This is a genomic window from Teichococcus aestuarii, from assembly GCF_042651065.1.
Taxonomy (GTDB): Bacteria; Pseudomonadota; Alphaproteobacteria; order Acetobacterales; family Acetobacteraceae; genus Pseudoroseomonas; species Pseudoroseomonas aestuarii.
The window spans coordinates 14,513-35,606 of record NZ_JBHSCH010000006.1 but is presented as its reverse complement, the minus strand read 5'-3'; the positions used below and the strand labels follow the sequence as shown (position 1 = coordinate 35,606).

General features: G+C 70.9%; 20 protein-coding genes and 1 tRNA gene. 13 read left to right on the top strand and 8 right to left on the bottom strand.

Annotated features, from left to right (window positions below):
• Positions 1-172 precede the first annotated feature (172 nt).
• The 3 genes from rpoD (at position 173) to ACFOY6_RS04800 (ending at position 4,481) form a co-directional block, all read left to right on the top strand.
• Positions 173-2,092, top strand: coding sequence for an RNA polymerase sigma factor RpoD (rpoD, locus tag ACFOY6_RS04810; protein WP_379649246.1), 1,920 nt, complete (start codon positions 173-175; stop codon positions 2,090-2,092).
• 2 nt (positions 2,093-2,094) lie between these two features.
• A complete protein-coding gene (locus ACFOY6_RS04805; protein WP_109516112.1) occupies positions 2,095-2,682 on the top strand; it encodes a GNAT family N-acetyltransferase in 588 nt (195 codons plus the stop codon).
• An 83-nt stretch (positions 2,683-2,765) separates the two neighbouring features.
• Positions 2,766-4,481 (top strand): methyl-accepting chemotaxis protein, encoded by a 1,716-nt coding sequence (locus ACFOY6_RS04800; RefSeq protein ID WP_379649243.1) that lies wholly within the window; start codon positions 2,766-2,768, stop codon positions 4,479-4,481.
• Between the two features lie 78 nt (positions 4,482-4,559).
• Here the strand turns inward: ACFOY6_RS04800 and ppa are convergent, their stop codons facing one another.
• A complete protein-coding gene (gene ppa, locus ACFOY6_RS04795; protein WP_109516110.1) occupies positions 4,560-5,081 on the bottom strand; it encodes an inorganic diphosphatase in 522 nt (173 codons plus the stop codon).
• 172 nt (positions 5,082-5,253) lie between these two features.
• Between ppa and ACFOY6_RS04790 the strand changes: the two genes are divergently transcribed.
• From ACFOY6_RS04790 to ACFOY6_RS04765, 6 genes are all read left to right on the top strand, one after another.
• On the top strand, positions 5,254-6,480 hold the full coding sequence (locus ACFOY6_RS04790) for an E22 family MetX-like putative esterase (RefSeq protein WP_379633409.1): 1,227 nt from the start codon (positions 5,254-5,256) through the stop codon (positions 6,478-6,480).
• A 52-nt stretch (positions 6,481-6,532) separates the two neighbouring features.
• Positions 6,533-6,605, top strand: a tRNA-Ile gene (locus ACFOY6_RS04785).
• Between the two features lie 128 nt (positions 6,606-6,733).
• Entirely contained in the window at positions 6,734-8,314 is a 1,581-nt protein-coding gene (locus tag ACFOY6_RS04780) for a GGDEF domain-containing protein (RefSeq protein WP_379649241.1), read from the top strand.
• Positions 8,315-8,400: 86 nt separating this feature from the next.
• A complete protein-coding gene (gene ettA / locus ACFOY6_RS04775; protein ID WP_109516107.1) occupies positions 8,401-10,077 on the top strand; it encodes an energy-dependent translational throttle protein EttA in 1,677 nt (558 codons plus the stop codon).
• 40 nt (positions 10,078-10,117) lie between these two features.
• The gene (locus tag ACFOY6_RS04770) at positions 10,118-10,639 is read left to right on the top strand and encodes a GNAT family N-acetyltransferase (RefSeq protein WP_245906173.1); all 522 of its coding nucleotides are present in this window, start codon (positions 10,118-10,120) and stop codon (positions 10,637-10,639) included.
• A 263-nt stretch (positions 10,640-10,902) separates the two neighbouring features.
• Positions 10,903-11,286: a hypothetical protein gene (locus ACFOY6_RS04765; protein WP_146201837.1), complete on the top strand. Its 384-nt coding sequence runs from the start codon at positions 10,903-10,905 to the stop codon at positions 11,284-11,286.
• A gap of 6 nt (positions 11,287-11,292) precedes the next feature.
• On the opposite strand, the gene ACFOY6_RS04760 is transcribed toward ACFOY6_RS04765, so the two are convergent.
• Positions 11,293-12,099, bottom strand: a complete 807-nt coding sequence (locus ACFOY6_RS04760; RefSeq protein WP_379649239.1) for a helix-turn-helix domain-containing protein — start codon at positions 12,097-12,099, stop codon at positions 11,293-11,295.
• A gap of 137 nt (positions 12,100-12,236) precedes the next feature.
• On the opposite strand from ACFOY6_RS04760, the gene ACFOY6_RS04755 reads away from it, so the two are divergent.
• Together ACFOY6_RS04755 and ACFOY6_RS04750 are read left to right on the top strand one after the other, a co-directional pair.
• On the top strand, positions 12,237-12,632 hold the full coding sequence (locus ACFOY6_RS04755) for a hypothetical protein (protein WP_379649237.1): 396 nt from the start codon (positions 12,237-12,239) through the stop codon (positions 12,630-12,632).
• Between the two features lie 11 nt (positions 12,633-12,643).
• Positions 12,644-12,982 (top strand): DUF1330 domain-containing protein, encoded by a 339-nt coding sequence (locus ACFOY6_RS04750; RefSeq protein WP_379649235.1) that lies wholly within the window; start codon positions 12,644-12,646, stop codon positions 12,980-12,982.
• Here the strand turns inward: ACFOY6_RS04750 and ACFOY6_RS04745 are convergent.
• The 4 genes from ACFOY6_RS04745 to ACFOY6_RS04730 all read right to left on the bottom strand — a co-directional run bounded on the left by ACFOY6_RS04745 (position 12,979) and on the right by ACFOY6_RS04730 (position 17,083).
• Positions 12,979-13,785, bottom strand: a complete 807-nt coding sequence (locus ACFOY6_RS04745) for an ABC transporter permease (RefSeq protein WP_379633419.1) — start codon at positions 13,783-13,785, stop codon at positions 12,979-12,981. The genes ACFOY6_RS04750 and ACFOY6_RS04745 overlap by 4 nt on opposite strands.
• A 3-nt stretch (positions 13,786-13,788) precedes the next feature.
• Positions 13,789-14,634 carry an ABC transporter permease gene (locus ACFOY6_RS04740; RefSeq protein WP_379649233.1) on the bottom strand — a complete coding sequence of 282 codons (846 nt, stop codon included), beginning with the start codon at positions 14,632-14,634 and terminating at the stop codon, positions 13,789-13,791.
• Between the two features lie 143 nt (positions 14,635-14,777).
• Entirely contained in the window at positions 14,778-16,061 is a 1,284-nt protein-coding gene (locus tag ACFOY6_RS04735; RefSeq protein WP_379633423.1) for an ABC transporter substrate-binding protein, read from the bottom strand.
• Between the two features lie 17 nt (positions 16,062-16,078).
• The gene (locus tag ACFOY6_RS04730; protein ID WP_379649231.1) at positions 16,079-17,083 is read right to left on the bottom strand and encodes an ABC transporter ATP-binding protein; all 1,005 of its coding nucleotides are present in this window, start codon (positions 17,081-17,083) and stop codon (positions 16,079-16,081) included.
• A 328-nt stretch (positions 17,084-17,411) separates the two neighbouring features.
• Between ACFOY6_RS04730 and ACFOY6_RS04725 the strand changes: the two genes are divergently transcribed.
• On the top strand, positions 17,412-18,353 hold the full coding sequence (locus tag ACFOY6_RS04725; protein WP_181378019.1) for a hypothetical protein: 942 nt from the start codon (positions 17,412-17,414) through the stop codon (positions 18,351-18,353).
• A gap of 79 nt (positions 18,354-18,432) precedes the next feature.
• Here ACFOY6_RS04725 and ACFOY6_RS04720 read toward each other — a convergent pair whose 3' ends face one another.
• Complete coding sequence (locus tag ACFOY6_RS04720; RefSeq protein WP_245906172.1) at positions 18,433-19,065, bottom strand: MlaC/ttg2D family ABC transporter substrate-binding protein; 633 nt, start codon at positions 19,063-19,065, stop codon at positions 18,433-18,435.
• A gap of 32 nt (positions 19,066-19,097) precedes the next feature.
• Positions 19,098-19,898, bottom strand: coding sequence for an MlaA family lipoprotein (locus ACFOY6_RS04715; protein WP_379633435.1), 801 nt, complete (start codon positions 19,896-19,898; stop codon positions 19,098-19,100).
• Positions 19,899-20,072: 174 nt separating this feature from the next.
• Here ACFOY6_RS04715 and metF point away from each other — a divergent pair, with 174 nt between their 5' ends.
• Positions 20,073-21,074 carry a methylenetetrahydrofolate reductase gene (gene metF, locus ACFOY6_RS04710; protein WP_379633437.1) on the top strand — a complete coding sequence of 334 codons (1,002 nt, stop codon included), beginning with the start codon at positions 20,073-20,075 and terminating at the stop codon, positions 21,072-21,074.
• Positions 21,075-21,094 lie beyond the last annotated feature (20 nt).

Here is a 21,094-nt window from a genome sequence, read left to right as displayed (position 1 = left end):
CCCGCTCTTGTGTTGCCCTGTCGCGGGGCGTTATGGCCCCGTTTCGTGGCGTTCATGCGGGCGCGGCGTTGGCCCCTCTCTCTCCGTTCACCCGGGGCGGGGCCGTTAGGACCAAAGCGAGGCTTCCCGGCCTACACTGCGGGCCGGGCTGAGTCAGACGGAGCGGATCGGCATGGCGAGCAAGGTCGCGAACGGCACCGACACGGTCGAGAACCGCGACGAGGCGGTGGAGGGCGCGCTGCTCGACACCCTGTCGGCAGCGGTCAAGAAGCTGGTCGCGCGGGGCAAGGAACGGGGCTACGTCACCTATGACGAGCTGAACCAGGCCTTGCCCGACAGCCAAGTGTCCTCGGAACTGATCGAGGACACCATGGCGATGCTGAGCGAGCTCGGCGTCAACGTGGTCGAGGCCGAGGAGACCGAGGACACCGAGGGCGCCGCCAAGCCCGCCGCCAAGGCCGAGGGGGCCGAGGAGGAGGAGGAGGAGGAGAGCGGCGGCAACGTCGACGAGGAGAGCCTCGGCCGCACCGACGACCCCGTCCGCATGTACCTGCGCGAGATGGGCAGCGTCGAGCTGCTCTCGCGCGAGGGCGAGATCGCCATCGCCAAGCGCATCGAGGCGGGGCGGGACATGATGATCGGCGGGCTCTGCGAGAGCCCGCTGACCTTCCAGGCCATCCTCACCTGGCACGACGCGGTCAAGGAAGGCCGCATGCTGCTGCGCGACGTGATCGACCTCGAGGCGACCGCCGCCGCCGACAGCCCCGACGTCCCCCCCGCCGCCGAGGAGGAGTTCGAGGATGGCGAGGAGGGCGAGGGGATGGGCCTCTCCCTCTCGGCGCTCGAGGAGAAGCTGAAGCCCGAGGCGCTGGCCACCTTCGAGCAGATCGAGGAGATGTATGGCCGCCTGCAGAAGCTGCAGAACAAGCGCATGGAGGCCTACACGGCGGGCGAGGAGTTCGCCACCCGCACCGAGGCGACCTATGAGAAGCTGCGCCAGGAGCTGGTGACGCTGGTCGAGAAGGTGCAGCTCCACAACAACCGCATCGAGGAGCTGGTCGACCAGCTCAAGGGGCTGAACCGCCGCATCACCGGCTATGAGGGGCAGATCCTGCGCCTCGCCGAGGCCAGCAAGGTGAAGCGCGACGACTTCCTGACCCAGTGGCGCGGCGCCGAGATCGACCCGGCCTGGTTCGACCGCGTGGCCACCCTGCCGGGCAAGGCGTGGAAGACCTTCGCCGAGCGCTCGCGCGACGAGGTGGAGCAGATCCGCAACCAGATCGGCAACACCGCCGCCGTCACCGGCCTGCCGGTGGGCGAGTTCAAGCGGGTCTATTCCACCGTCTCGCGCGGCGAGCGCGACATGACCCAGGCGAAGAAGGAGATGATCGAGGCCAATCTCCGCCTCGTCATCTCCATCGCCAAGAAATACACCAACCGCGGCCTGCAGTTCCTGGACCTGATCCAGGAGGGCAATATCGGCCTGATGAAGGCGGTCGATAAGTTCGAGTACCGCCGCGGCTACAAGTTCAGCACCTACGCCACCTGGTGGATCCGCCAGGCCATCACCCGCTCGATCGCCGACCAGGCGCGGACCATCCGCATCCCCGTGCACATGATCGAGACGATCAACAAGCTGGTGCGCACCAGCCGCCAGATGCTGCACGAGATCGGCCGCGAGCCGCAGCCCGAGGAGCTGGCCGAGAAGCTCGGCATGCCGCTCGAGAAGGTGCGCAAGGTGCTGAAGATCGCCAAGGAGCCGATCAGCCTCGAGACGCCGATCGGCGACGAGGAGGACAGCCACCTCGGCGACTTCATCGAGGACAAGGCGGCGATCATCCCGCTCGACGCCGCCATCCAGACCAACCTGCGCGAGGCCACCACCCGCGTGCTCTCCTCGCTCACCCCGCGCGAGGAGCGGGTGCTGCGCATGCGCTTCGGCATCGGCATGAACACCGACCACACGCTGGAGGAGGTCGGCCAGCAGTTCAACGTGACGCGCGAGCGCATCCGCCAGATCGAGGCCAAGGCGCTGCGCAAGCTCAAGCACCCGAGCCGCAGCCGCAAGCTGCGCTCCTTCCTGGACAATTGAGGATGGCGCTCTCCCTGGTGGAGCCGGCGCTCCGCGTGGCGGTGGACGTCACCTTCCTGCGCATGGCGGCGCCGCCCGAGGGGCCGGCGCCGGCCCTGCCGGAGGGCAGCCGGGTGGAGCGCGTGGCGCGCTGCTCCGTGCCCTTCTACCGCTACCTCTACAACACGGTGGGGCAGGATTACGTCTGGTGGCTGCGCCGCGCCGCCGGCGATGCCGAGATCGCCGCCATCCTGGGCGACCCGGCCGTCTCCATCCATGTGCTCTACCAGGGCGGTGCGCCGGCCGGCTTCTTCGAGCTGGAGCGGCGCCCGGCCACGACGGCCCAGGCCGGCACCGTGAACATCGCCTATTTCGGCCTGCTGCCGCATGCGGTGGGCACGGGGGCGGGGCGCGCCTTCCTGCGCCATGCCATCGACATGGCCTGGGCCGAGGGCTGCGCCCTGCTGACGGTGAACACCTGCACCGCCGACCATCCCCGCGCCCTGCCCAACTACCTGGCCGCCGGCTTCACCCGGCTGCGCACGGTGCGCGAGATCTGGCCGGTGCCGGTGCGGCTGGGCCTGGCGGTCCCGTCCCACCTGCTGGCCTGAAGCGCCCCACGGCTTAGCGTTCCTTTACCTCCGCCTCCGACAATGGCGCCGGGCGTGAAGCCCGAGCCCTCCGGAGGTTCCGCATGGCCACAGCCTCATCCCCTCGCCAGGGCCGCCTGCCCATTGCCCTGCGCCTTGCAACCCTGGCCCTGCTCGCGCTCCTGGCGCTGGCGGGGCTGACGGTGCATGGCCTGTCCGAGCGGCGGCAGGTCATGGAGGAGGGGCGCATCGACATGCTGCGCGCCGTGGTGGAGACGGTCATCGCCATCGCGGCGCACCACGCGGCGGAGGAGCAGGCGGGGCGGGCGGACCGCGCCACGGCCCAGGCGGCGGCGCTGCGCGCCATCCGCGCCATGCGCTACCGGGGCGACGAGTACGTCTTCATCACCGACATGGAGCCGCGGATGGTGATGCACCCCATCCGGCCGGCGCTGGAGGGGCAGGCGCTCGCCGCCAGCCGCGACCCCAGCGGCTTCCCCCTCTTCCTCGCCTTCGTCGAGACGGTGCGGCGCGCGGGGGGTGGGCTGGTGCCCTATCTCTGGCCGCGCCCCGGCGCCGAGAAGCCGGTGGAGAAGCTGAGCTACGTGCAGGGCTTCGCGCCCTGGGGCTGGGTGATCGGCACCGGCGTCTATGTCGATGACCTGCGCGCCGCCCAGCACGCGGCGCTGCTGCGGGAACTCGGCGTGGCGGGCGGCGTCGGGCTGCTGCTGGCGCTCTCCGGCCTGCTGGTCGGCCGCGGCGTGACCCGGCCTCTGAAGGCGCTGGAGGCGCGCATGCGCAGCCTGGCGGCGGGCGGCACGGCGGCGCCCGTGCCGGGGATTGGCCGTGGCGACGAGATCGGCGCCATGGCCGGCGCCGTGGCCGTGTTCCGCGAGGCCATGCTGGAGGCCGACCGGCTGCGGCAGGAGCGGGAGGTGGCGCGGCAACAGGCGGAAGGCGCGCGGCACGACGCCCAGCGCGCCCTGGCCGCCGAGGTGGAGCAATCCCTCGGCAAGGTCTCCGGCCATCTCGAGCACTCCGCCGGTACGCTGGACGCCGCCACCCAGGCCATGGGCGCCACGCGCGATGCCATGGCCGCCGGCCTCGCCGCCGCCCAGGCCGACGCGGCGGCGACGGGCGAGAATGTCCGCGCCGTGGCGGCCGCGGCGGAAGAGCTGGCGCGTTCGGTCGAGGCCATCACCCGGCAGGTCGAGGAGAGCGCCGGCGCCGCGCGCCGCGCCTCCGCCGAGGCCCGCCAGGCGGACGAGACGGTGGGCAGCCTCGCCGACACGGCGCGCCGCATCGGCGACGTGGTGCGGCTGATCAACGACATCGCCGGGCAGACCAACCTGCTGGCGCTGAACGCCACCATCGAATCGGCCCGGGCGGGGGAGGCTGGCAAGGGCTTCGCCGTCGTGGCCAACGAGGTGAAGGCCCTGGCCAGCCAGACCGCCCGTGCCACGGAGGAGATCGCCACGCAGATCAACGCCATGCAGCGGGTGACGGAGCAGGTGGTGGCGGCGATCCGCGGCATGGGCGGCGCCATCGAGCATTCCGGCACGGTGGCCACCGCCATTGCCGGCGCCGTGGCCGAGCAGGGGGCGGCCACCCGGCAGATCGCGGCCCATGTGGCGGAGGCCACCACCGGCTCCAGGACGATGGGCCGCCGCATGGCGCAGCTGGGCGAGGGCATGGGCCTGAACGACGCGGCCCTGGCCCGCGTGCGCGAGGCGGGCGGCGCGCTGGGGCAGCAGGGGCAGGCCCTGCGGCAGGCGGTCGACGGGCTGGTGGCGCGGCTGCATGGCGGCGCCCCGACCTGACGGCCGCCCCCGGCACGCAAAAGGCCCGGAGGAAAGCCTTCCCCCCGGGCCCTGCGTCTCACACCCCCAGAGGGGAGATTACTGGGCGGCGGCGATCTGCTTCTGCAGGATCTCGGCGGCCTGGGCGGCGTTGCCCCAGCCCTTCACCTTCACCCACTTGCCCGGCTCCAGGTCCTTGTAGCGGGTGAAGAAGTGCTCGATCTGGTCGCGGGTGATCTTCGGCAGATCCTCCAGCTCCTTCACGTCGGTGTAGGCGAGGGAGATCTTGTCGTGCGGCACGCAGACGAGCTTCTCGTCCTGGCCGCTCTCATCCTCCATGAACAGCACGCCGATGGGGCGGGCGCGGATCGCGGCGCCGGGCACCACGGGGGCCGGCACCAGCACCAGCGCGTCCGACGGGTCGCCATCGTCGGCCAGCGTGCCGGGGACGAAGCCGTAGGCGGCCGGATAGGCCATCGGCGTGAACAGGAAGCGGTCCACCACCACCGCGCCGCTGTCCTTGTCCACCTCGTACTTCACCGAGCTGCCCTGGGGGATCTCGATGACGACGTTGATGTCGTGCGGCGGGTTCTTGCCGGTGGAAAGCTTGGTCACATCCATGGGGGGCATCCGTTTCGTGGCAATGCGGAGGCTGGTTAGCAGGGGGCGGCGGCGGCGGCAATTCGGCCGCGCGGCGGGGCTTGCGGGCGCCGTGGCCGCTCGCGCACCATGGGCGGCCCCATGCGCCGCGGAAGAAGGCCCGCCGGCCCGGGGCTAGGGAGAGAGCAGCGCCATGACCACCCGTCGTTCCCTGTTGGCGGCCGCCTGGGCGGTGCCGTTGGCCGCCGCCGCGCCGGGCATCCTGGCCCGCGCCGCCCTGGCGCAGGCACCGGCCGCGCAGGCACCGGCCGCGCCGGCCCTGGTGGAACGGCGGGAATTCAGCTTCCAGGGCTACACCACGCGCGGCGGCGCCAGCATTCCCGCCATCCGCACCGGCTACCAGACCGCCGGCACGCTGAACGCCGCCGGCGACAACGCGGTGCTGGTGACGCATTTCTTCAGCGGCAACGGGCATGCCTTCGGCCGGCTCCAGGCGGAAGGCCCGGCGGGGTGGTGGGATTCCATCATCGGCCCCGGCCGGCCGATCGACACCGAGCGCTACTTCGTCGTCGCGTCGGACACCCTGGTGAACCTCAACGCGCCGGACCGGCATACCATCACCACCGGTCCCGCCTCGGTGAACCCCTCGACCGGCCGGCCCTGGGGGATGAGCTTCCCCGCCGTCTCCATCCGCGACTTCGTCGAGGTGCAGAAGCGGCTGCTGGACCATCTGGGCGTGAAGAAGCTGGCGCTGGTCGCCGGGCCCAGCATGGGCTCGCTGCAGGCCATTGAATGGGCGGCGGCCTATCCGGAGATGGTCGAGCGCGTCATGCCGGTGATCGGCACCGGCGAGATGGATGCCTGGATGCTGGGCTGGCTGGATCTCTGGGCGGCGCCCATCCGCATGGACCCGGCCTGGCGCAATGGCGACTATTACGGCCAGGGCCGCGAGGCGCCGCTGCGCGGCCTGGCCGAGGCGCTGAAGCTCGTCACGCTGCATTCGCGCGACCGCGGCTGGGCCGGCCAGTTCGGCCGCCGCCCGGCCGAGGGGCAGGACCCCGCCCGCCGGGTGCAGGACCGCTTCGCCATCGAGGCCGCGCTGGATGCCGCCGCCGCGGCCCGCGCCAAGGTCTCGGACGCCAACTCCTTCCTCTACCTCGTCCGGGCCAACCAGCTCTTCCTGAACGAGTATGCGGGGCTGGAGGCCGCCCTGGCCAAGGCCGGCGGCCGCTGGCTGGTGGTGCCGAGCCGGGGAGACCGCGTCTTCCCCATCGAATACAGCGAGGAGCTGGTGGCGGCGCTGCGCCGCGCCGGCCGGCCCGTCAGCCAGGCGGTGCTGACCGGCACCCAGGGTCATCTGGAAGGGGTGGTCGGCATCGCCCAGGCCGAGGCGCAGATCCGGGAGTTCCTTGCCCGCTGAGGCCCAGTCGGTCTAGCAGAGGGGGCAGCGGCGAATCGCCCCATCCTCTCATGCGCCCGTAGCTCAATGGTCAGAGCGGGCCGCTCATAACGGCTTGGTTGCGGGTTCAAGTCCTGCCGGGCGCAGAGGGACGGCGTGGTTGCGAGAAACGGCGCACGCCGCACCGAGCTGCCCTTGCGGAGCGGAACAAAATTGCGCGAGATATCGCGCCCGGCGCCATGGACAGTGCGCCATTCCCCCGCCGGAGGAACGCGTGTCCGCGATCGCCCCGCCCTTCAACCCCGCTGCGGTGCTTCCCGCCGGCTGGGCTCCCGCCTCCCTGGCCCCCGGCTCCCGGGGGCGAAGGCCGCATCCCTGGTCGCCGGCCTGGTGCCAGGGCAGGAGCCCGCTCTTCTGGCTGGGCGCCAATGGCGCGGTGCTGCTCGGCTATCTGGTGCTGGGCTGGGCGGTGGGCCGCTTCTTCGCGGCCTATGGGCTGTTTCCCTCGCCCATCTGGCTGCCCGCCGGCCTGGCCGCGGCGGCGGCCATGCTGGGAGGATGGCGACTCGCGCCCGGTATCTTCCTTGGCTCCCTGGTGGTGAACGGGTCGGTCCTCGGCAGCGACTGGGGGCTGGCGGCGGTGGTGTCGCTCGGCAATGCGCTGGGGCCGCTGGCCGGCGCGGCGCTGTCGCGCCGCTTCCGCCCGGCGCCCGGCCTGTTCACCCGCTTCGGGGGGGTGGTGGCCTTCCTCGCCGGCCTCGTGCTGCTGCACGCCCTCATCACCGCCAGCACCGGCACGCTGGCGCTGTGGTGGCTGGGCGGGGCGCGGCCTGAGGAACTGCCCGGGCTGTGGAGCGGCTGGCTGCTCTGCGATGCCGGCGGCACCTTCTACTTCACCCCCTCCCTGGCCATGTGGCTGGGGCTGGAGCGCACGCCCCCCCAGCGCGGCCGAAGCTGGCTGGTGCTGGATGGCGCCGTGTGGCTGGCCACGGCGGGCCTGGCGGCGCTGGTCTTCTCCTTCCGCCTGCCGGAGGGGCTGCCCACGGCGCAGATGGTCTTCCTGCTGGCGGTGCCGCTGTCCTGGATCGCCCTGCGCATCTCGCTGCGCGCCGCCTACACGCTGCTGACCCTGATCTGCGTCATCGCCTCGGCCGGCACAGTGATGGGCTACGGCCCCTTCCAGTCGGGAGCCGTGGCCAACCCGATGCAGTCGGTCGGCCTGCTGATCGTATTGTGCGCCATGAACATCCTGACGCTGATCGCCCTGGTCAGCGAGCGGCGGGAGGCGGAGGCGGCGCTGGCCGAAGCCAACCGCACGCTGGAATGGCGCGTCGCCGCCCGCACGGAGGAATTGCGACGAGAGGCGGAAACCGATTCGCTCACCGGCCTGGCCAACCGCCGCAGCTTCTTCCACCGGGCCGAGGCGATGCTGCGGCGGGACCGCGCGGTGGGGCAGCCCTTCTGCCTGCTCGCCCTCGACCTCGACTATTTCAAGGCGATCAACGACAGCGCCGGCCACGCCGCGGGCGATGCCGTGCTGCGCGCCGCCGCCGAGCGCCTGGTGGCCCAGCTCCGCGCGCAGGACCTGCCGGGGCGGATCGGCGGCGAGGAGTTCGCCGTGGCCCTGCCGGGCACCGATCTGGCGGAGGGAGCGCGCGTGGCGGAGCGGCTGCGCGCGGTGCTTTCCACCGTGCCGCTGCCGCCGGCGGTGGGGCGGGCGCGCCTCTCGGCCAGCCTCGGCATCGCCTCGGCCGGGCCGCAGGACCAGAACCTGGAGGACCTGCTGCGGCGGGCCGATGCCGCCCTCTACGCGGCCAAGCGCGGCGGCCGCGACCAGGCACAGGAGGCGGTTTGAAGGGCAGGGGCCGAACCCTCACGCTTGGCGCGCAGGCCCGGTCTGGCTAGAACCGGGGCTGAACCTCTGCCCGGAATAGTGTGACCATGGCCGCTCAGTACGTTTTCGTCATGAAGGATCTCACCAAGTCCTACCCGGGCGGGCGTGAGATCTTCAAAGGCATCACCCTCTCCTTCCTGCCCACCGCCAAGATCGGCGTGCTGGGTCCGAACGGCGCCGGCAAGTCGACGCTGATGCGGATCATGGCGGGCATGGACAAGGAGTTCGGCGGCGAGGCCTGGGCGGCCGACGGCGTCAAGATCGGCTACCTCTCGCAGGAGCCGCAGCTCGATGCCAGCAAGACCGTGGGCGAGAACGTCCGCGACGCCTTCGGCACGCTGGCGGCCGACCTCGAGCGCTTCAACGAGATCTCGATGAAGTTCGCCGAGGAGATGAGCGAGGATGAGATGAACACCCTCCTCGCCGAGCAGGCCGAGCTGCAGGAGCGGATCGACGCCGCCAATGGATGGGATCTGGACCGCACCATCGACATCGCGCTCGACGCGCTGCGCTGCCCGCCGGCCGAGAGCGGCGTGACCAGCCTCTCGGGCGGCGAGCGCCGGCGCGTGGCGCTGTGCAAGCTGCTGCTCGAGAAGCCCGACCTGCTGCTGCTCGACGAGCCGACCAACCACCTCGACGCCGAGAGCGTGTCCTGGCTGGAGAAGACGCTGCGCGACTACCAGGGCGCCGTGCTGATCGTCACCCACGACCGCTACTTCCTCGACAACGTCACCAACTGGATCCTCGAGGTCGACCGCGGCCGCGGCATCCCCTACGAGGGCAACTACTCCGCCTACCTGACCGCCAAGCGCAAGCGCCTGCAGCAGGAGGAGAAGGAGGAGAGCACCCGCCAGCGCCAGCTGGCCGAGGAGCAGGAGTGGATCGGCCGCAGCCCCGCCGCCCGCCAGGCCAAGAGCAAGGCGCGCATCCAGGCCTATGAGGAACTGCTGGCCAAGAGCCTGGACCGCGCGCCGGACCCCACCGAGATCCAGATCCCGCCGGCGCCGCGCCTCGGCAACCTCGTCATCGAGGCGGAGGACCTGCGCAAGGGCTTCGGCAACAACCTGCTGATCGACGGCCTCTCCTTCAAGCTGCCGCCGGGCGGCATCGTCGGCGTCATCGGGCCGAACGGCGCCGGCAAGTCCACGCTGTTCAAGATGATCACCGGCAAGGAGAAGCCGGATGGCGGCTCGCTCAAGATCGGCGAGACCGTCTCCCTCGGCTATGTCGACCAGAGCCGTGACACGCTGGATGACAAGCGCACCGTCTGGCAGGAGATCTCGGACGGCGAGGACCTGATCATGATGGGCAAGCGCGCCGTGCCGAGCCGCGCCTATGCCGCCGCCTTCAACTTCAAGGGCGGCGACCAGCAGAAGCCCGTGGGCGTCCTCTCGGGCGGCGAGCGCAACCGCGTGCACCTGGCCAAGATGCTGCGCAAGCCGCACAACGTCATCCTGCTCGACGAGCCGACCAACGACCTCGACGTGGACACCCTCCGCGCGCTGGAAGAGGCGCTGGTGGATTTCGCCGGCTGCGCCGTGATCATCAGCCACGATCGCTGGTTCCTCGACCGGCTGGCGACGCACATCATGTCCTTCGAGGGCGACAGCCACGTCGAATGGTTCGAGGGCAACTATCAGGCCTACGAGGCGGATCGACGTCGACGCCTTGGCGCGGCGGCCGATCAGCCGCACCGTATCAAGTACCGGCCGCTCACCCGGTAAGCCGGTGGATGGCCTGGCGCGGGTGGAATCCCCGCATGCGGTGCGCACGCCCCGTCTGGTGCTGCGCCCCGTCGGGCCTGGGCATCTGGCCGACCTCGTCGCCCTGAAGGGCGACGAGGCCGCCTTCGGCCTGATGCTCCACGGCACCCGCAGCCCGGCCCAGGCGCGGCAGGACCTGGAGGACGACATGGCCTTCTGGGCCGTGCGCGGCTACGGCACCTGGGCCGTGCATCTGGCGGAGAGCGAGGCCTTTCTCGGCATCGTGGCGCTGTCGGAGCGGCCGGATGGGCGAGGGGTGGCGCTGCGCTTCGCGCTCTGGCCGCACACCCGCGGCAAGGGCTATGCGCGGGAGGCCGCCCGCGCGGCGGTCGAATTCGGCCACCGGCAGGCCGGCCTGCCCCGCATCATCGCCGTGGCGCGGGAGGACAACCGCGCCTCGCGCGGTGTGCTGGAGGATCTCGGCCTGCGCTGTGCGGGCGAGTTTCCGCGCGATGGGCACCGCATGCTGGTCTATGAGAGCCTGCGGCCGCCGGCACCGCCCGCGCAGCAGGGCGAAGGCTGATCGACAGGCCGGGTGGGGGCGATGCCCCGCCCCGGCCTTTTTCATGTGCTCCGCCCTATTGTGGCAGTTCTGCCACATTTGAGGCGGCGGCCTGCCCTGCGCCCTAGCAGTAATCCCCTGTTAACTAATGAACCGGAAGAAGCCCCTGCGGCCTTCGCCCCTCAAACAAGGCAAGGCTGCCATGATTGTGTTTAAAATGTGGCGAACCTGCTCTATCCAGCCGGACAGGGAAGGAAGCGCGGGCTTGAAGGTTCTGCCGGATGATGTCTCTTCGCCGTCTCGCCCTGTTGGGCCTCCTCCTGGGCGCCAACCTTGTCGCGCCGGCCGCGCAGGCGCAGGATTTCACCCTGCGCGCCGCCATCGGCGGGGGCGGGGTGCCTTATGCGCAGAAGGACTCCTTCCTGGTCGCCACGCTGGGCGGGCCCAAGGCTGGCAAGGTGGCGCTCGCCACCAGCCTGCCGCTGGCAGCCCTCGCCAGGCCGGTCTTCGAATCCCGCCCGCTCTATGTGTTGGGGGGCGGGGTGGGGCTGGGGCGGCTTGGCCAGGCACGGCTTTCACTGGATGGGCAGTTCGCCGCCGCCGCCAACCCGGCGCCCGACGAGGCGCGCGCCATGCTGGGGCTGGCCCGGCTGCGCCTGGTGTTCTGAGCCGCCTCAGCCCGTGGCGGCGAGGCGCGCCATGGCCGAGGCGGTGGCCTCCTCGGCCGGGAAGAAGGCCTCGATCGTCACCTCCGCCAGCGTCACATCCACCGCCGTGCCGAATACGGTGGTGGTGCTGAGGAAGCTGAGCGGCCCCGCCGCGCTCGCCAGCCGCAGCGGCACGGCGATGCCCGCCTCCTCCACCGGCACGGGCCGCGCCCCGCGCGCCTGGGGTGGCGGCGGATACGCCTTCAGCTCCTCCAACAGCCGCATCAGCACGGGGTCGGCCGAGCTTCGTGCCTCATGCCCCAGCCGCGCCAGCAGATGGGCGCGCCATTCGGCGTAGTTCAGGATGCGGTCCGCCAGCCCTTCCGGGTGCAGGCTGAGGCGCAGCACATTCACCGGCGGCCGCAGCAGCGGCGGCGCCACCGCCCCGATCAGCACGCCGATAGCGGCATTGGCCGCCAGCAGCGTCCAGTGCCGGTCCACCGCCAGGGCGGGGTGGGGCATGTGGCCGTGCAGGATGCGCTCCATCGCCTGCCGCGCCGAGGCCAGGTCGGGCGCCTGCCAGGGCCGCTCCCGGTAGACCGGCGCGAAGCCCGCCGCCGCCAGCAGGGCGTTGCGCTCGCGCAGCGGCAGGCCGAGCGGCTCCGCCAGCCGCAGCACCATGGCGCGGCTTGGCATGGCGCGGCCGGATTCCAGGCAGCTCAGGTGCCGCTGGGAGATCTCGGCTTCCAGCGCCAGCGCCATCTGGCTCATCCGCCGCCGCTGCCGCCACTGGCGCAGCAGCGTGCCGGCCGGGAGTGGTTCCGTGCCCATCATGCGCCGAGCCTAGCCACCGCATCCGCCGCCGGACAATGACCTCCGAGGTCATCGACCCGCCGCCGGCGGCAGGGAGAGGATCGGCGCCGGCGGCACCGCAGCCCGCGGCGCCGGAGCGATGCGAGGAACCGATCATGATGGCGTGGACCGAACACCTTTCCCTGCGGCGCCTGCTGCTGGCCGATGCGGCGAGCTGCGCGCTGATGGGAGCCGCCCTGCTGGCGGCGCCGCAGGCCCTGGGCGGCTGGACCGGCCTGCCGCCGGCGCTGCTCTCCGGGGCGGGGCTGGCCCTGCTGCCGGTGGGGGCCTTCATGGCGCTGCTGGCGCGCGGCGGCGCCGTGCCGCGCTGGGGGCTGGCGGTGGTGCTGGGCGGCAATGTGCTGTGGGTGGTGGCCAGCCTGATGCTGCCGCTGCTCGGGCTGGTGGCACCGAACGCGCTGGGATGGGCCTTCCTGCTCGGCCAGGCTGGCTTCGTCGCCGCACTGGCCTGGCTGGAGGGCGCCGCCGCCCGCGCCCGGCCGGCCCTGGCCTGAGGCGGCGCGCCATGACCTGCTACGCCATCGGACTGCTGCACGATGTGGAGATGGGGCCGGGCATCCTGGCCTATCTGGAGGGGATCGATGCCACGCTGGCGCCTTTCGGCGGGCGCTACCGTATCCATGGCGGGGTGCCGGAGATGCTGGAGGGCACCTGCGACCGCGACCTGATCGTCATCGCCTTCCCCAACCGGGCGGCGGCCCGGGCCTGGTACGGATCGGCGGCCTACCAGGCCCTGCTGCCGCACCGGCTGCGCCATGCCCGGGGCGCGGTGTTCCTGATCGACGGCGTGGCGGAGGGCCACCGCGCCACGGACATCCTGCGGCGGGGCGGCCGAGGCTCCTAGGCCCCGCGCCGCCGCGCCAGCAGCTTCACCCCCAGCATGGCGCCGCCGATCACCAGGAAGGAGAGGGCGGTGGAGACGGTGCCGAGCGCGTAGAGCACCGGCGTCGTCACCGTCGTCGTCATGCCGAGGATTTCCAGCGGCAGGGTGTTGCCGCTGCCGGCGGTGAGCAGGGTGCGGGCGAACTCGTCGAAGGACAGCGTGAAGCCGAACAGCGCGATGCCCACCACGCTCGGCGCGATGATCGGCAGCACCACGTGCCAGAAGCTCTGCCAGGGGGTGGCGCCCATGTCGCGCGCCGCCTCCTCCCAGCTGCGGTCGAAGCGGTTGAACACGGCGAACATGATCAGCAGGCCGAAGGGCAGCGTCCAGGTAAGCTGCGCGCCGAAGGCGGAGGAGTACCAGGAGGGTTCCCACTCCATCCGGTTGAACAGCAGGCCGACGCCGAGGCTGACCAGGATGGACGGCACGATCAGGCTGGTGAGCGTCAGGGTGAACAGCACGCCGCTGCCGGGGAAGCGGCGGCGGAAGGCCATGCCGGCGGCCAGCGAGATGACCACCGTGCTCGCCGTCACCATCGCCGCCAGCAGCAGCGTGCGCGTCATCGAGGCGCCGAGGTCGCCCACCGCCTGCGGCTGGAACAGCCGGCCGAACCAGTGCACCGAGACGCCGTTCATCGGGAAGGTCAGCCCGCCATCCGGTCCCTGGAAGGAGAGGATGGTGATGGTGAGCGTCGGCCCGTAGAGGAACAGCAGGAACAGCACGAACAGCGTGCCGAGCAGGATGCGCGCCGCGCGCCCGGGCATGGCTCAGAGCTCCTTGCGGATGTCGATGGCGCGCAGCATCGCCGCCACCAGCAGCAGCACCATGGCCAGCAGCACCACCGCGTTGGCCGCCGCCGCGGGGTATTGCATCAGCCCGATCTGGTTGCTGATCATCAGCCCGACCGAGGCGCTCTGCCCGCCGCTCATCAGCCGCACCGTGGCGAAGTCGCCCATCACCAGCACGACGACGAAGATGCTGCCGATGCCGATGCCCGGCTTGCACAGCGGCAGGATGACGCACCACAGCGTCTGCCAGAAGCCGGCGCCGGCATCGCGCGCCGCCTCCAGCAGCCGGCGGTCGATGCGCATCATGGTGTTGAAGATCGGCACCACCATGAACAGCGTGTAGAGGTGGACGAAGGCCAGGATCACCGAGAAATCCGAGAAGAGCAGGAATTCCAGCGGCTGCTCGATCAGGCCCGCGCCCATCAGCGCATTGTTCATGATGCCGTTGCGGCCGAGGAAGGGCACCCAGGCGATCATGCGGATCAGGTTGCTGGTCCAGAAGGGCACGGTGCAGAGGATGAAGAGCACCGTGCGCCAGGTCGCGTCCTGCACCACGAAGGCCAGGTAGTATGCCAGCCAGAAGCCGAGCGCGAAGGTCACCAGCCAGGTGAGGCCGGCGAACCACAGCGTCTTGAGATAGGTCTGCCACGTCACCGGAGAGGCGAAGACCTCCTGGTAATTGGTCAGCACGAAATCCGGGATCAGGCTGAAGCTGTCATAATCGTAGAAGCTGACGACGACGATCAGCGCGATCGGCAGCAGCAGGAAGGTGGCCAGGACCAGCGCCAGAGGGGCGGCCTGCAGCCAGGGGAACCATCGGGACATGCGCGCGCTCCAACTCCGGGCCTTCCAGGGGGCGCCGCCCCCTGGACCCCCGCCGGGGTGACAGTGTCACCCCGGACCCCGCCATCGTGTGCGATCGCTGCAGGCGGCAACGCCGGAAGCGTGAATCGCACACGCAAACAAAATCAGGCCGCGATGAACTCGTTCCACTTCTGGATCATGTAGCGGTCCTCGTTCATCACCGAGTTCCAGCAGACGACCTTGCCCATGCGGTCCGTGAAGGAGCCGCCATCGCGCACCGCGCCGGCCTTCTCCATCACCTTGCCATCGGGGGCGACGATGTCGGCGGTGGCGGGCTTGCCCTCCATCCAGTAGCCCCACTCATTCTCGCTCATGTTGGCCTTCGCCGTCTCCAGCACCGCCGAGTAGTAGCCCTGGCGGTTGAGGAAGGCGCCGCACCAGCCGGAGAGATACCAGTTCATGTACTCATAGGCCGCGTCCAGCTCGAGGCCGGAGAGATGGCGCATCAGGCCGAGGCCCGAGCCCCAGGCGCGGTAGCCCTCCGCCAGCGGCTGGTACACGCAGGGGATGCCGCGCGAGCGCACGGCGGTGACGGCCGGCGACCACATGGACTGGATGACGACCTCGCCCGAGGCCATCAGGTTCACGCTCTCGTCGAAGCTCTTCCAGAAGGCGCGGAACTGCCCGGCGCGCTTCGCTTCGATCAGGAAGGCGATGGTCTTGTCGATCTCGGCGCGGGTCATGTTGCCCTTGTCGCCGTACTTCACGATGCCGGCGCTCTCCGCCACCATCGCCGCGTCCATGATGCCGATGCCGGGGATGTTCAGGATGCTCGCCTTGCCCTTGAAGGCGGGGTCCAGCAGGTCCTTCCAGTGGGTGATGGGGCGGCCCACCAGATCGGGGCGGATGCCCAGCGTGTCGGCGTTGTAGACGGTGGGCATCAGCGTCATCAGCTCGGTGCGCTTGCCGGCGAAGGTCTTCGCATCCTTGCTTTCGACGAAGCCCACGGAGAAAGGCGAGGTGCCCTGGCCCGGCGCGCTCTCCGGCGTCAGGCGGCCGGTGGTGAAGATCGGCACGATCTTGTCGGCCAGCTTGATCCGCTTGGTGTCGATCGGCTGCAGCGCGCCGGTCGGGTACACCTTCTTGATGCTGAAATATTCGATGTCGGCGATGTCGAAGCTGCGCGCCTGGGTGGCGGCGCGCTGCGCCACGGCGTCCGTGTCGGTCACCGTCAGCTGCAGGGTGAAGCCGAGGTCCTTCTTCACCTGCTCGGCGATCGGGTTGAGGCCCGAGACGCCGGTGCCGATCTGCCGCAGCGTCACGTTGCGGATGTTCTGCGCCCAGAGGGTGGGGAAGCCGGTGACGGCGCCGCTGCCCAGGGCCGCGCCAGCCAGCGCCAGCGCGCCGCGGCGGGTGAGGGAGGGCTGAGTCTTCTTCTGCTCGGTCATCTTCTACGCTCTCCTGGTCAGGCTGTCTGGCTGAGGGGGTGGGCGTCCTGCGCCGCCCAGCCCAGCGTGGCGGCCTCGCCCGGGGCCACGGGCGCGGCGTGGAACAGGCCGTCCGGCAGCAGCGCCTCGGCGGTCTGGCCGTCGCCGGCCCGCACCACCACGCGCACCGCGGCGCCCTGGTACTCGACGGTGGTCACCTGGCCGGCCAGGCTGGCGCCGTCACTGGCGCCGTCTTCCGGCACCGGCGTCAGCCGGGTGCGGTCCGTGCGCACGGCGAAGCGCCCGCCCGGCAGGTCCAGCACATTGTGGCCGCCGATGAAGCGGGCGACGAAGGCGCTGGCCGGCTTCTCGAAGATCTCGCGCGGATGCGCCGCCTGGGCGATCCGCCCATGGTCCATCACCACGGCGATGTCGGAGAGGGCCATCGCCTCCTCCTGCCCATGGGTGACATGGATGAAGGTGATGCCGAGCTCGCGCTGCAGCCGCTTCAGCTCCTCGCGCATCTGGGTGCGCAGGAAGGGGTCGAGGGCGGAGAGCGGCTCGTCCAGCAGCAGCACCTTGGGGCGGGTGATCAGCGCGCGGGCCAGCGCCACGCGCTGCTGCTGGCCGCCCGAGAGCTGCGCCGGCAGCCGGTCCGCCATCTTCTCCAGCTGCACCAGCTTCAGGAACCCGGCCGCCTGGGCCAGCCGCTCCGCCTTGCCCACGCCGCGCATGCGCAGCCCGAAGGCGATGTTCTCCAGCGCCGTCAGGTGCGGGAACAGGGCATAGGACTGGAACATCATGGCCGTGCCGCGCGCCGCCGGCGGCAGCAGCGTCACATTGCGGCCGGAGAGCAGGATGTCGCCTTCGCTCACCGTCTCATGCCCGGCGATCATGCGCAGCGTGCTGGTCTTGCCGCAGCCCGAGGGGCCGAGCAGGCAGCAATAGCTGGCGGCCGGGATCGAGAGCGAAATCCCGTCCACCGCCGCCGGGCCATGGCCGTACCGCTTGGTGACGCCGATCAGTTCCACATCCGGTCGCAATCGCCCGATCCCATTCCGGTTCGTGTCGGCGCGGAGGGTATGCAAGGGGTGCGCCAGGAGCCGGAGCGCTGCGTGGGCAAACGTCGCTCGCGTGGAAACAGGGACCGTAAGGGCCAGAAGCACACGAAAACGAGAGGTGCTATGCCTTTATTTTGGGCAGATGGGGCCGCCCTGCCCGTGGTCTGCTCAAGTTGTTCACAAGATCGAACAGACCTTACATTCATCCACCATCTTGATGATGCGCGCTGTCGGGAGACCATGTCGAATGGCGGCAGGAGAGCAAGCGATGGCGGACGCGAGGCCCCCGGGCTTTAACCTGAACATAGGCTTGTCAGACGTCGTAGGACTGAAGCCGGTTCTCGACGATCTGGTTGACATGGCCTGGGAGCCGGGCTGGAGCCCCGCGGCGCTGAGCCGGCTGGTGCGGCTGTGCGATGATCTGAAGCGCAGCCTGGAGCCGGCGGTCTGGCAGATGGCCTGCGCCGAGATGCTGGTCCACCCGCTGCACCGGTTGATGCTGGAGGACCCTCTCATCCGCGCGGCACAGGATCTGGCGGGCCGCCCCGGCCTGCTGCCGCTGCTGCAGGACCTGCTGCTGCGGCATGAGACGGTGCGGGACCGGCTCAGCCAGGCCTCGCGCGCCGGGCGCGACCTGTTCGAGGCAACCGCCGCACTCGGCTATTTCAGCGCCTTGCAGGGGCAGCCCGCCTTCCTCGCGCGGGTGATCGAGGCGGTGCTGGAGCGCCGCCCGGGAGCCGAGGTGCTGAGCCTGGGGGCAGGGCACCTGCGGGAGGCCGCCATGCTGGCCCAGCCCGGCAAGCTCGGGCGCTGGGTGGCGCAGGAGACGGACCGCGGCGTCATCGCCACGCTGCGCAGGGGGCTGCCGCCCGGGCTGCCGCTGCGCAGCCTGCGCTGCAACCTCTCCTCCTTCGTTCGGAAGCCTTATCTGCGCGGCTGCTTCGACCTGATCCTGCTGCCGGACCTGCCGGGCTGCGGCACCGGCAGCTGGCCGAAGGAGCTGGTGGATTCCGCATTTGCGGCGCTCAAGCCGGGCGGCCTGCTGCTTCTGGGCAGCGCCGGCCCCGCCCCGCCGGAGGCAGCCTGGATGGAGGTGTTCCTGGGTCTGCGGCCCTGCTGGCGCAGCCTGGAGGAGATGGAGGCCCTGCTGGCCGCTGTGCCGCCGGCGGAGGCGCGGCGGCCTCGGGTATTCCAGGGCATCGGCGGAGGCGTCGAGGGGCGGCGGCTCTACGCCATGGTCGAGCGGCGCTGAACGGGCGGAACAACGCCCGGAAGCGGCGGCCATCCGCCAGGGGGCAGCGCCGCCCTGGCGGATGGCCGCCGGAAGGTCCTCAGGGGTTCTCGCGCGCCGCCAGCGCCGCCACCTGGCGCCGCATGGCATCCAGCAGGGCGGAAACCTGGCCGCCATTGCGGCTGATCACGGCGGAGTACTCGCTGCGCTGGGTGAGCCGCAGGGAGGTGCCTTCCGCGATCACGTCCACCACGCGCGGCTGGCCGCCCACCTCGCCCACCCGCCAGTCGAGGCTGAACGGGGCGGTGTTGGGGCGCTCGATGACGGTGTTCACCAGCGCGTCGTCCTCGGTGCGCTGCTGGCTACGGCCCAGGCTGAAGCGCACGCCCTCATACTCGCCGAAGCGGGCGGAGAGATTGCGGATCAGCGTCTCCTCGAACAGCTTCATGTATTCCTGCTGCTCCGCCGGGGAGGCGGTGCGCCACCAGCGGCCGAGGATGAAGCGGCCCACCCCCTCCACATCCACGGCGCGGCGCAGGATCGCGGCCACACGTTGCCGGCGCTCGGCCACGGGCGCGCGGGAGTTGAGGGCGCCCACCAGCTCCTGGCCAGTGGCCTCGATGAAGTTGGCGGCGCGGTTGATGTCCATCTCCGCGCGCGCCGGGGAGCTTCCGAGCGCGACCATGGAGAAGGGGGCAGCCCATGCGGCGGCCAGCAGGGAACGGCGGTGCATCCTGTTCTGTCTCATCTTGTGTTCAAGCCCGCTCAGTTGCGGCCGGGCGGGTTGCCCGCAGTCCCGAGCCCCGTGCCCCAGGCATTGCCGGAAGACGGATTGGCACCGCTGTTGCGGATCTCCGACTGGCGGCGCTGGCGATAGGCGCTGCGGAACGTGGCATACGGGTCGAGGCTGGTTTCCTTCACCGAATCAATCGTCTCGATCAGCCTTTCGCGGGTGTCGAGCACGGTCAGGCCGGTGATGCCATAGCCGATGTTCTCTATCGTGTTGTCGCCATTGGCGACCACCCAGGTCACCGGGTTGGAGACGATATCCAATCCAAACCCCGTCAGGTCACGCGGGTTGCTCGGGCCTAGCACCGGAATGAACAGGAACGGGCCTTCGCCCAGGCCCCAGACCGCCAGGGTCTGGCCGAAATCCTCGGTGTGTCCGGGCAGGCCGAAATTCTTCGCCACGTCGAAGATGCCGCCGACGCCCAGGGTGGTGTTCAGCAGGAACCGGCCGAGGGTGGTGCCGAAGCGCTGCGTCTCGCCCTGCAGGCCATCGTTCAGCAGGATGACGGGGCTGCGCAGGTTGGCCAGCACGTTGCCCACGCCGGTGCGGACCGGCTGCGGCAGCACGAAGCGGTAGACCTCCGCCGCCGGGCGCAGCAGCACCGTGTCGATCCCGTTATGCACCGTGTACATGGTGCGGTTGAAGGGCTCGAGCGGGTCGTTGGTCTGCTCGTACTCCGCCAGGGCTTCGGGCTCGCTCGCTGGGGGACGCGTGGCGCAGGCCGAGAGGGCCAGCATGCCGAGCAGCAGAAGAAGCGGGCGGCGGTAAGGGTGCATGGGCGGGGCGTTTCCTGGGGGTCGGGAAGGCTGGGGGGAGCAGAGGGGGGAGCGGTTGGCCGGCAACATACATGCTGGGATGAATGCCAGGAACATCTAAAGGCCAAGCTGGCTTAAACAACCCCGTGCGTGTACCGCATTCATTTCCATCGCCCGGTGCAGTATGGGGGAGGCATGAACCACTTCGCCGACCACGCCGCCCCCGAAGCGCCGCAGGGCGCCCAGCTTGGCTCCTCCCAGACGGGTGCCCCGGGCACCCTGCAGCGCTGGTTGACCGGCCCGCGCGTGGCCGGCCTGCCCGTGCCGACCGAGTTGCCCCCGCCCGCGCTCTCCTTCGAGTTCTTCCCGCCCCGCACCGAGGCGCTGGAGCAGCAGCTCTGGACCTGCGTGCGGCGGCTGGAGCCGCTGGCGCCGCGCTTCGTCTCCGTCACCTACGGCGCCGGCGGCACCACGCAGGAGCGCACCCACGCCACCGTCGCCCGCCTGGTGCGGGAGACCAGCCTGACGCCGGCCGCGCACCTGACCTGCGTCGGCGCCAGCCGCGGCGAGGTGGACGACGTCGCCCGCCGCTACTGGGCCGATGGCGTGCGCCATATCGTGGCGCTGCGCGGCGACGCCCCGGCCGGCGAGGCGGGCTACGTGCCCCACCCCGATGGCTACGCCTACGCCGCCGATCTGGTGGCCGGGCTGCGCAAGGTCGGCGACTTCGAGATCTCGGTGGCCGCCTATCCGGAGACCCACCCCACCGCCAGCTCCGCCCAGCACGACCTGGACAACCTGAAGCGCAAGATCGACGCCGGCGCCACCCGCGCCATCACCCAGTATTTCTTCGATACCGAGGTGTTCCTGCGCTTCCTCGACCGCTGTCTCGCCGCCGGCATCACCGTGCCGATCGTGCCGGGCATCCTGCCGGTCTCCAACTTCAACCAGGTGCGCAAATTCTCCGCCATGTGCGGCGCCAGCGTGCCGGGCTGGATGGGCAAGCTGTTCGAGGGGCTGGACGACGACCCGGACACCCGCCGCATGGTGGCCGCCGCGCTGGCCGCCGAGCAGGTGCGGCTGCTGCAGGCCAATGGCGTGGACGAGTTCCACTTCTACACCCTCAACCGCGCCGACCTGACCTATGCCATCGCCCATATCCTGGGCGCCCGGCCGAAGGTGGCGGCGGCGCCCTGAGCGGAGGCCCCCTCCCGTGG

Excerpts from the sequence above, each read along its gene's own strand:
- rpoD (WP_379649246.1), top strand. The coding sequence starts at position 173 with ATGGCGAGCAAGGTCGCGAACGGCACCGACACGGTCGAGAACCGCGAC.
- ACFOY6_RS04805 (WP_109516112.1), top strand. The coding sequence starts at position 2,095 with ATGGCGCTCTCCCTGGTGGAGCCGGCGCTCCGCGTGGCGGTGGACGTC.
- ACFOY6_RS04800 (WP_379649243.1), top strand. The coding sequence starts at position 2,766 with ATGGCCACAGCCTCATCCCCTCGCCAGGGCCGCCTGCCCATTGCCCTG.
- ppa (WP_109516110.1), bottom strand. The coding sequence starts at position 5,081 with ATGGATGTGACCAAGCTTTCCACCGGCAAGAACCCGCCGCACGACATC.
- ACFOY6_RS04790 (WP_379633409.1), top strand. The coding sequence starts at position 5,254 with ATGACCACCCGTCGTTCCCTGTTGGCGGCCGCCTGGGCGGTGCCGTTG.
- ettA (WP_109516107.1), top strand. The coding sequence starts at position 8,401 with ATGGCCGCTCAGTACGTTTTCGTCATGAAGGATCTCACCAAGTCCTAC.
- ACFOY6_RS04765 (WP_146201837.1), top strand. The coding sequence starts at position 10,903 with ATGTCTCTTCGCCGTCTCGCCCTGTTGGGCCTCCTCCTGGGCGCCAAC.
- ACFOY6_RS04760 (WP_379649239.1), bottom strand. The coding sequence starts at position 12,099 with ATGATGGGCACGGAACCACTCCCGGCCGGCACGCTGCTGCGCCAGTGG.
- ACFOY6_RS04755 (WP_379649237.1), top strand. The coding sequence starts at position 12,237 with ATGGCGTGGACCGAACACCTTTCCCTGCGGCGCCTGCTGCTGGCCGAT.
- ACFOY6_RS04750 (WP_379649235.1), top strand. The coding sequence starts at position 12,644 with ATGACCTGCTACGCCATCGGACTGCTGCACGATGTGGAGATGGGGCCG.
- ACFOY6_RS04745 (WP_379633419.1), bottom strand. The coding sequence starts at position 13,785 with ATGCCCGGGCGCGCGGCGCGCATCCTGCTCGGCACGCTGTTCGTGCTG.
- ACFOY6_RS04740 (WP_379649233.1), bottom strand. The coding sequence starts at position 14,634 with ATGTCCCGATGGTTCCCCTGGCTGCAGGCCGCCCCTCTGGCGCTGGTC.
- ACFOY6_RS04735 (WP_379633423.1), bottom strand. The coding sequence starts at position 16,061 with ATGACCGAGCAGAAGAAGACTCAGCCCTCCCTCACCCGCCGCGGCGCG.
- ACFOY6_RS04720 (WP_245906172.1), bottom strand. The coding sequence starts at position 19,065 with ATGCACCGCCGTTCCCTGCTGGCCGCCGCATGGGCTGCCCCCTTCTCC.
- ACFOY6_RS04715 (WP_379633435.1), bottom strand. The coding sequence starts at position 19,898 with ATGCACCCTTACCGCCGCCCGCTTCTTCTGCTGCTCGGCATGCTGGCC.
- metF (WP_379633437.1), top strand. The coding sequence starts at position 20,073 with ATGAACCACTTCGCCGACCACGCCGCCCCCGAAGCGCCGCAGGGCGCC.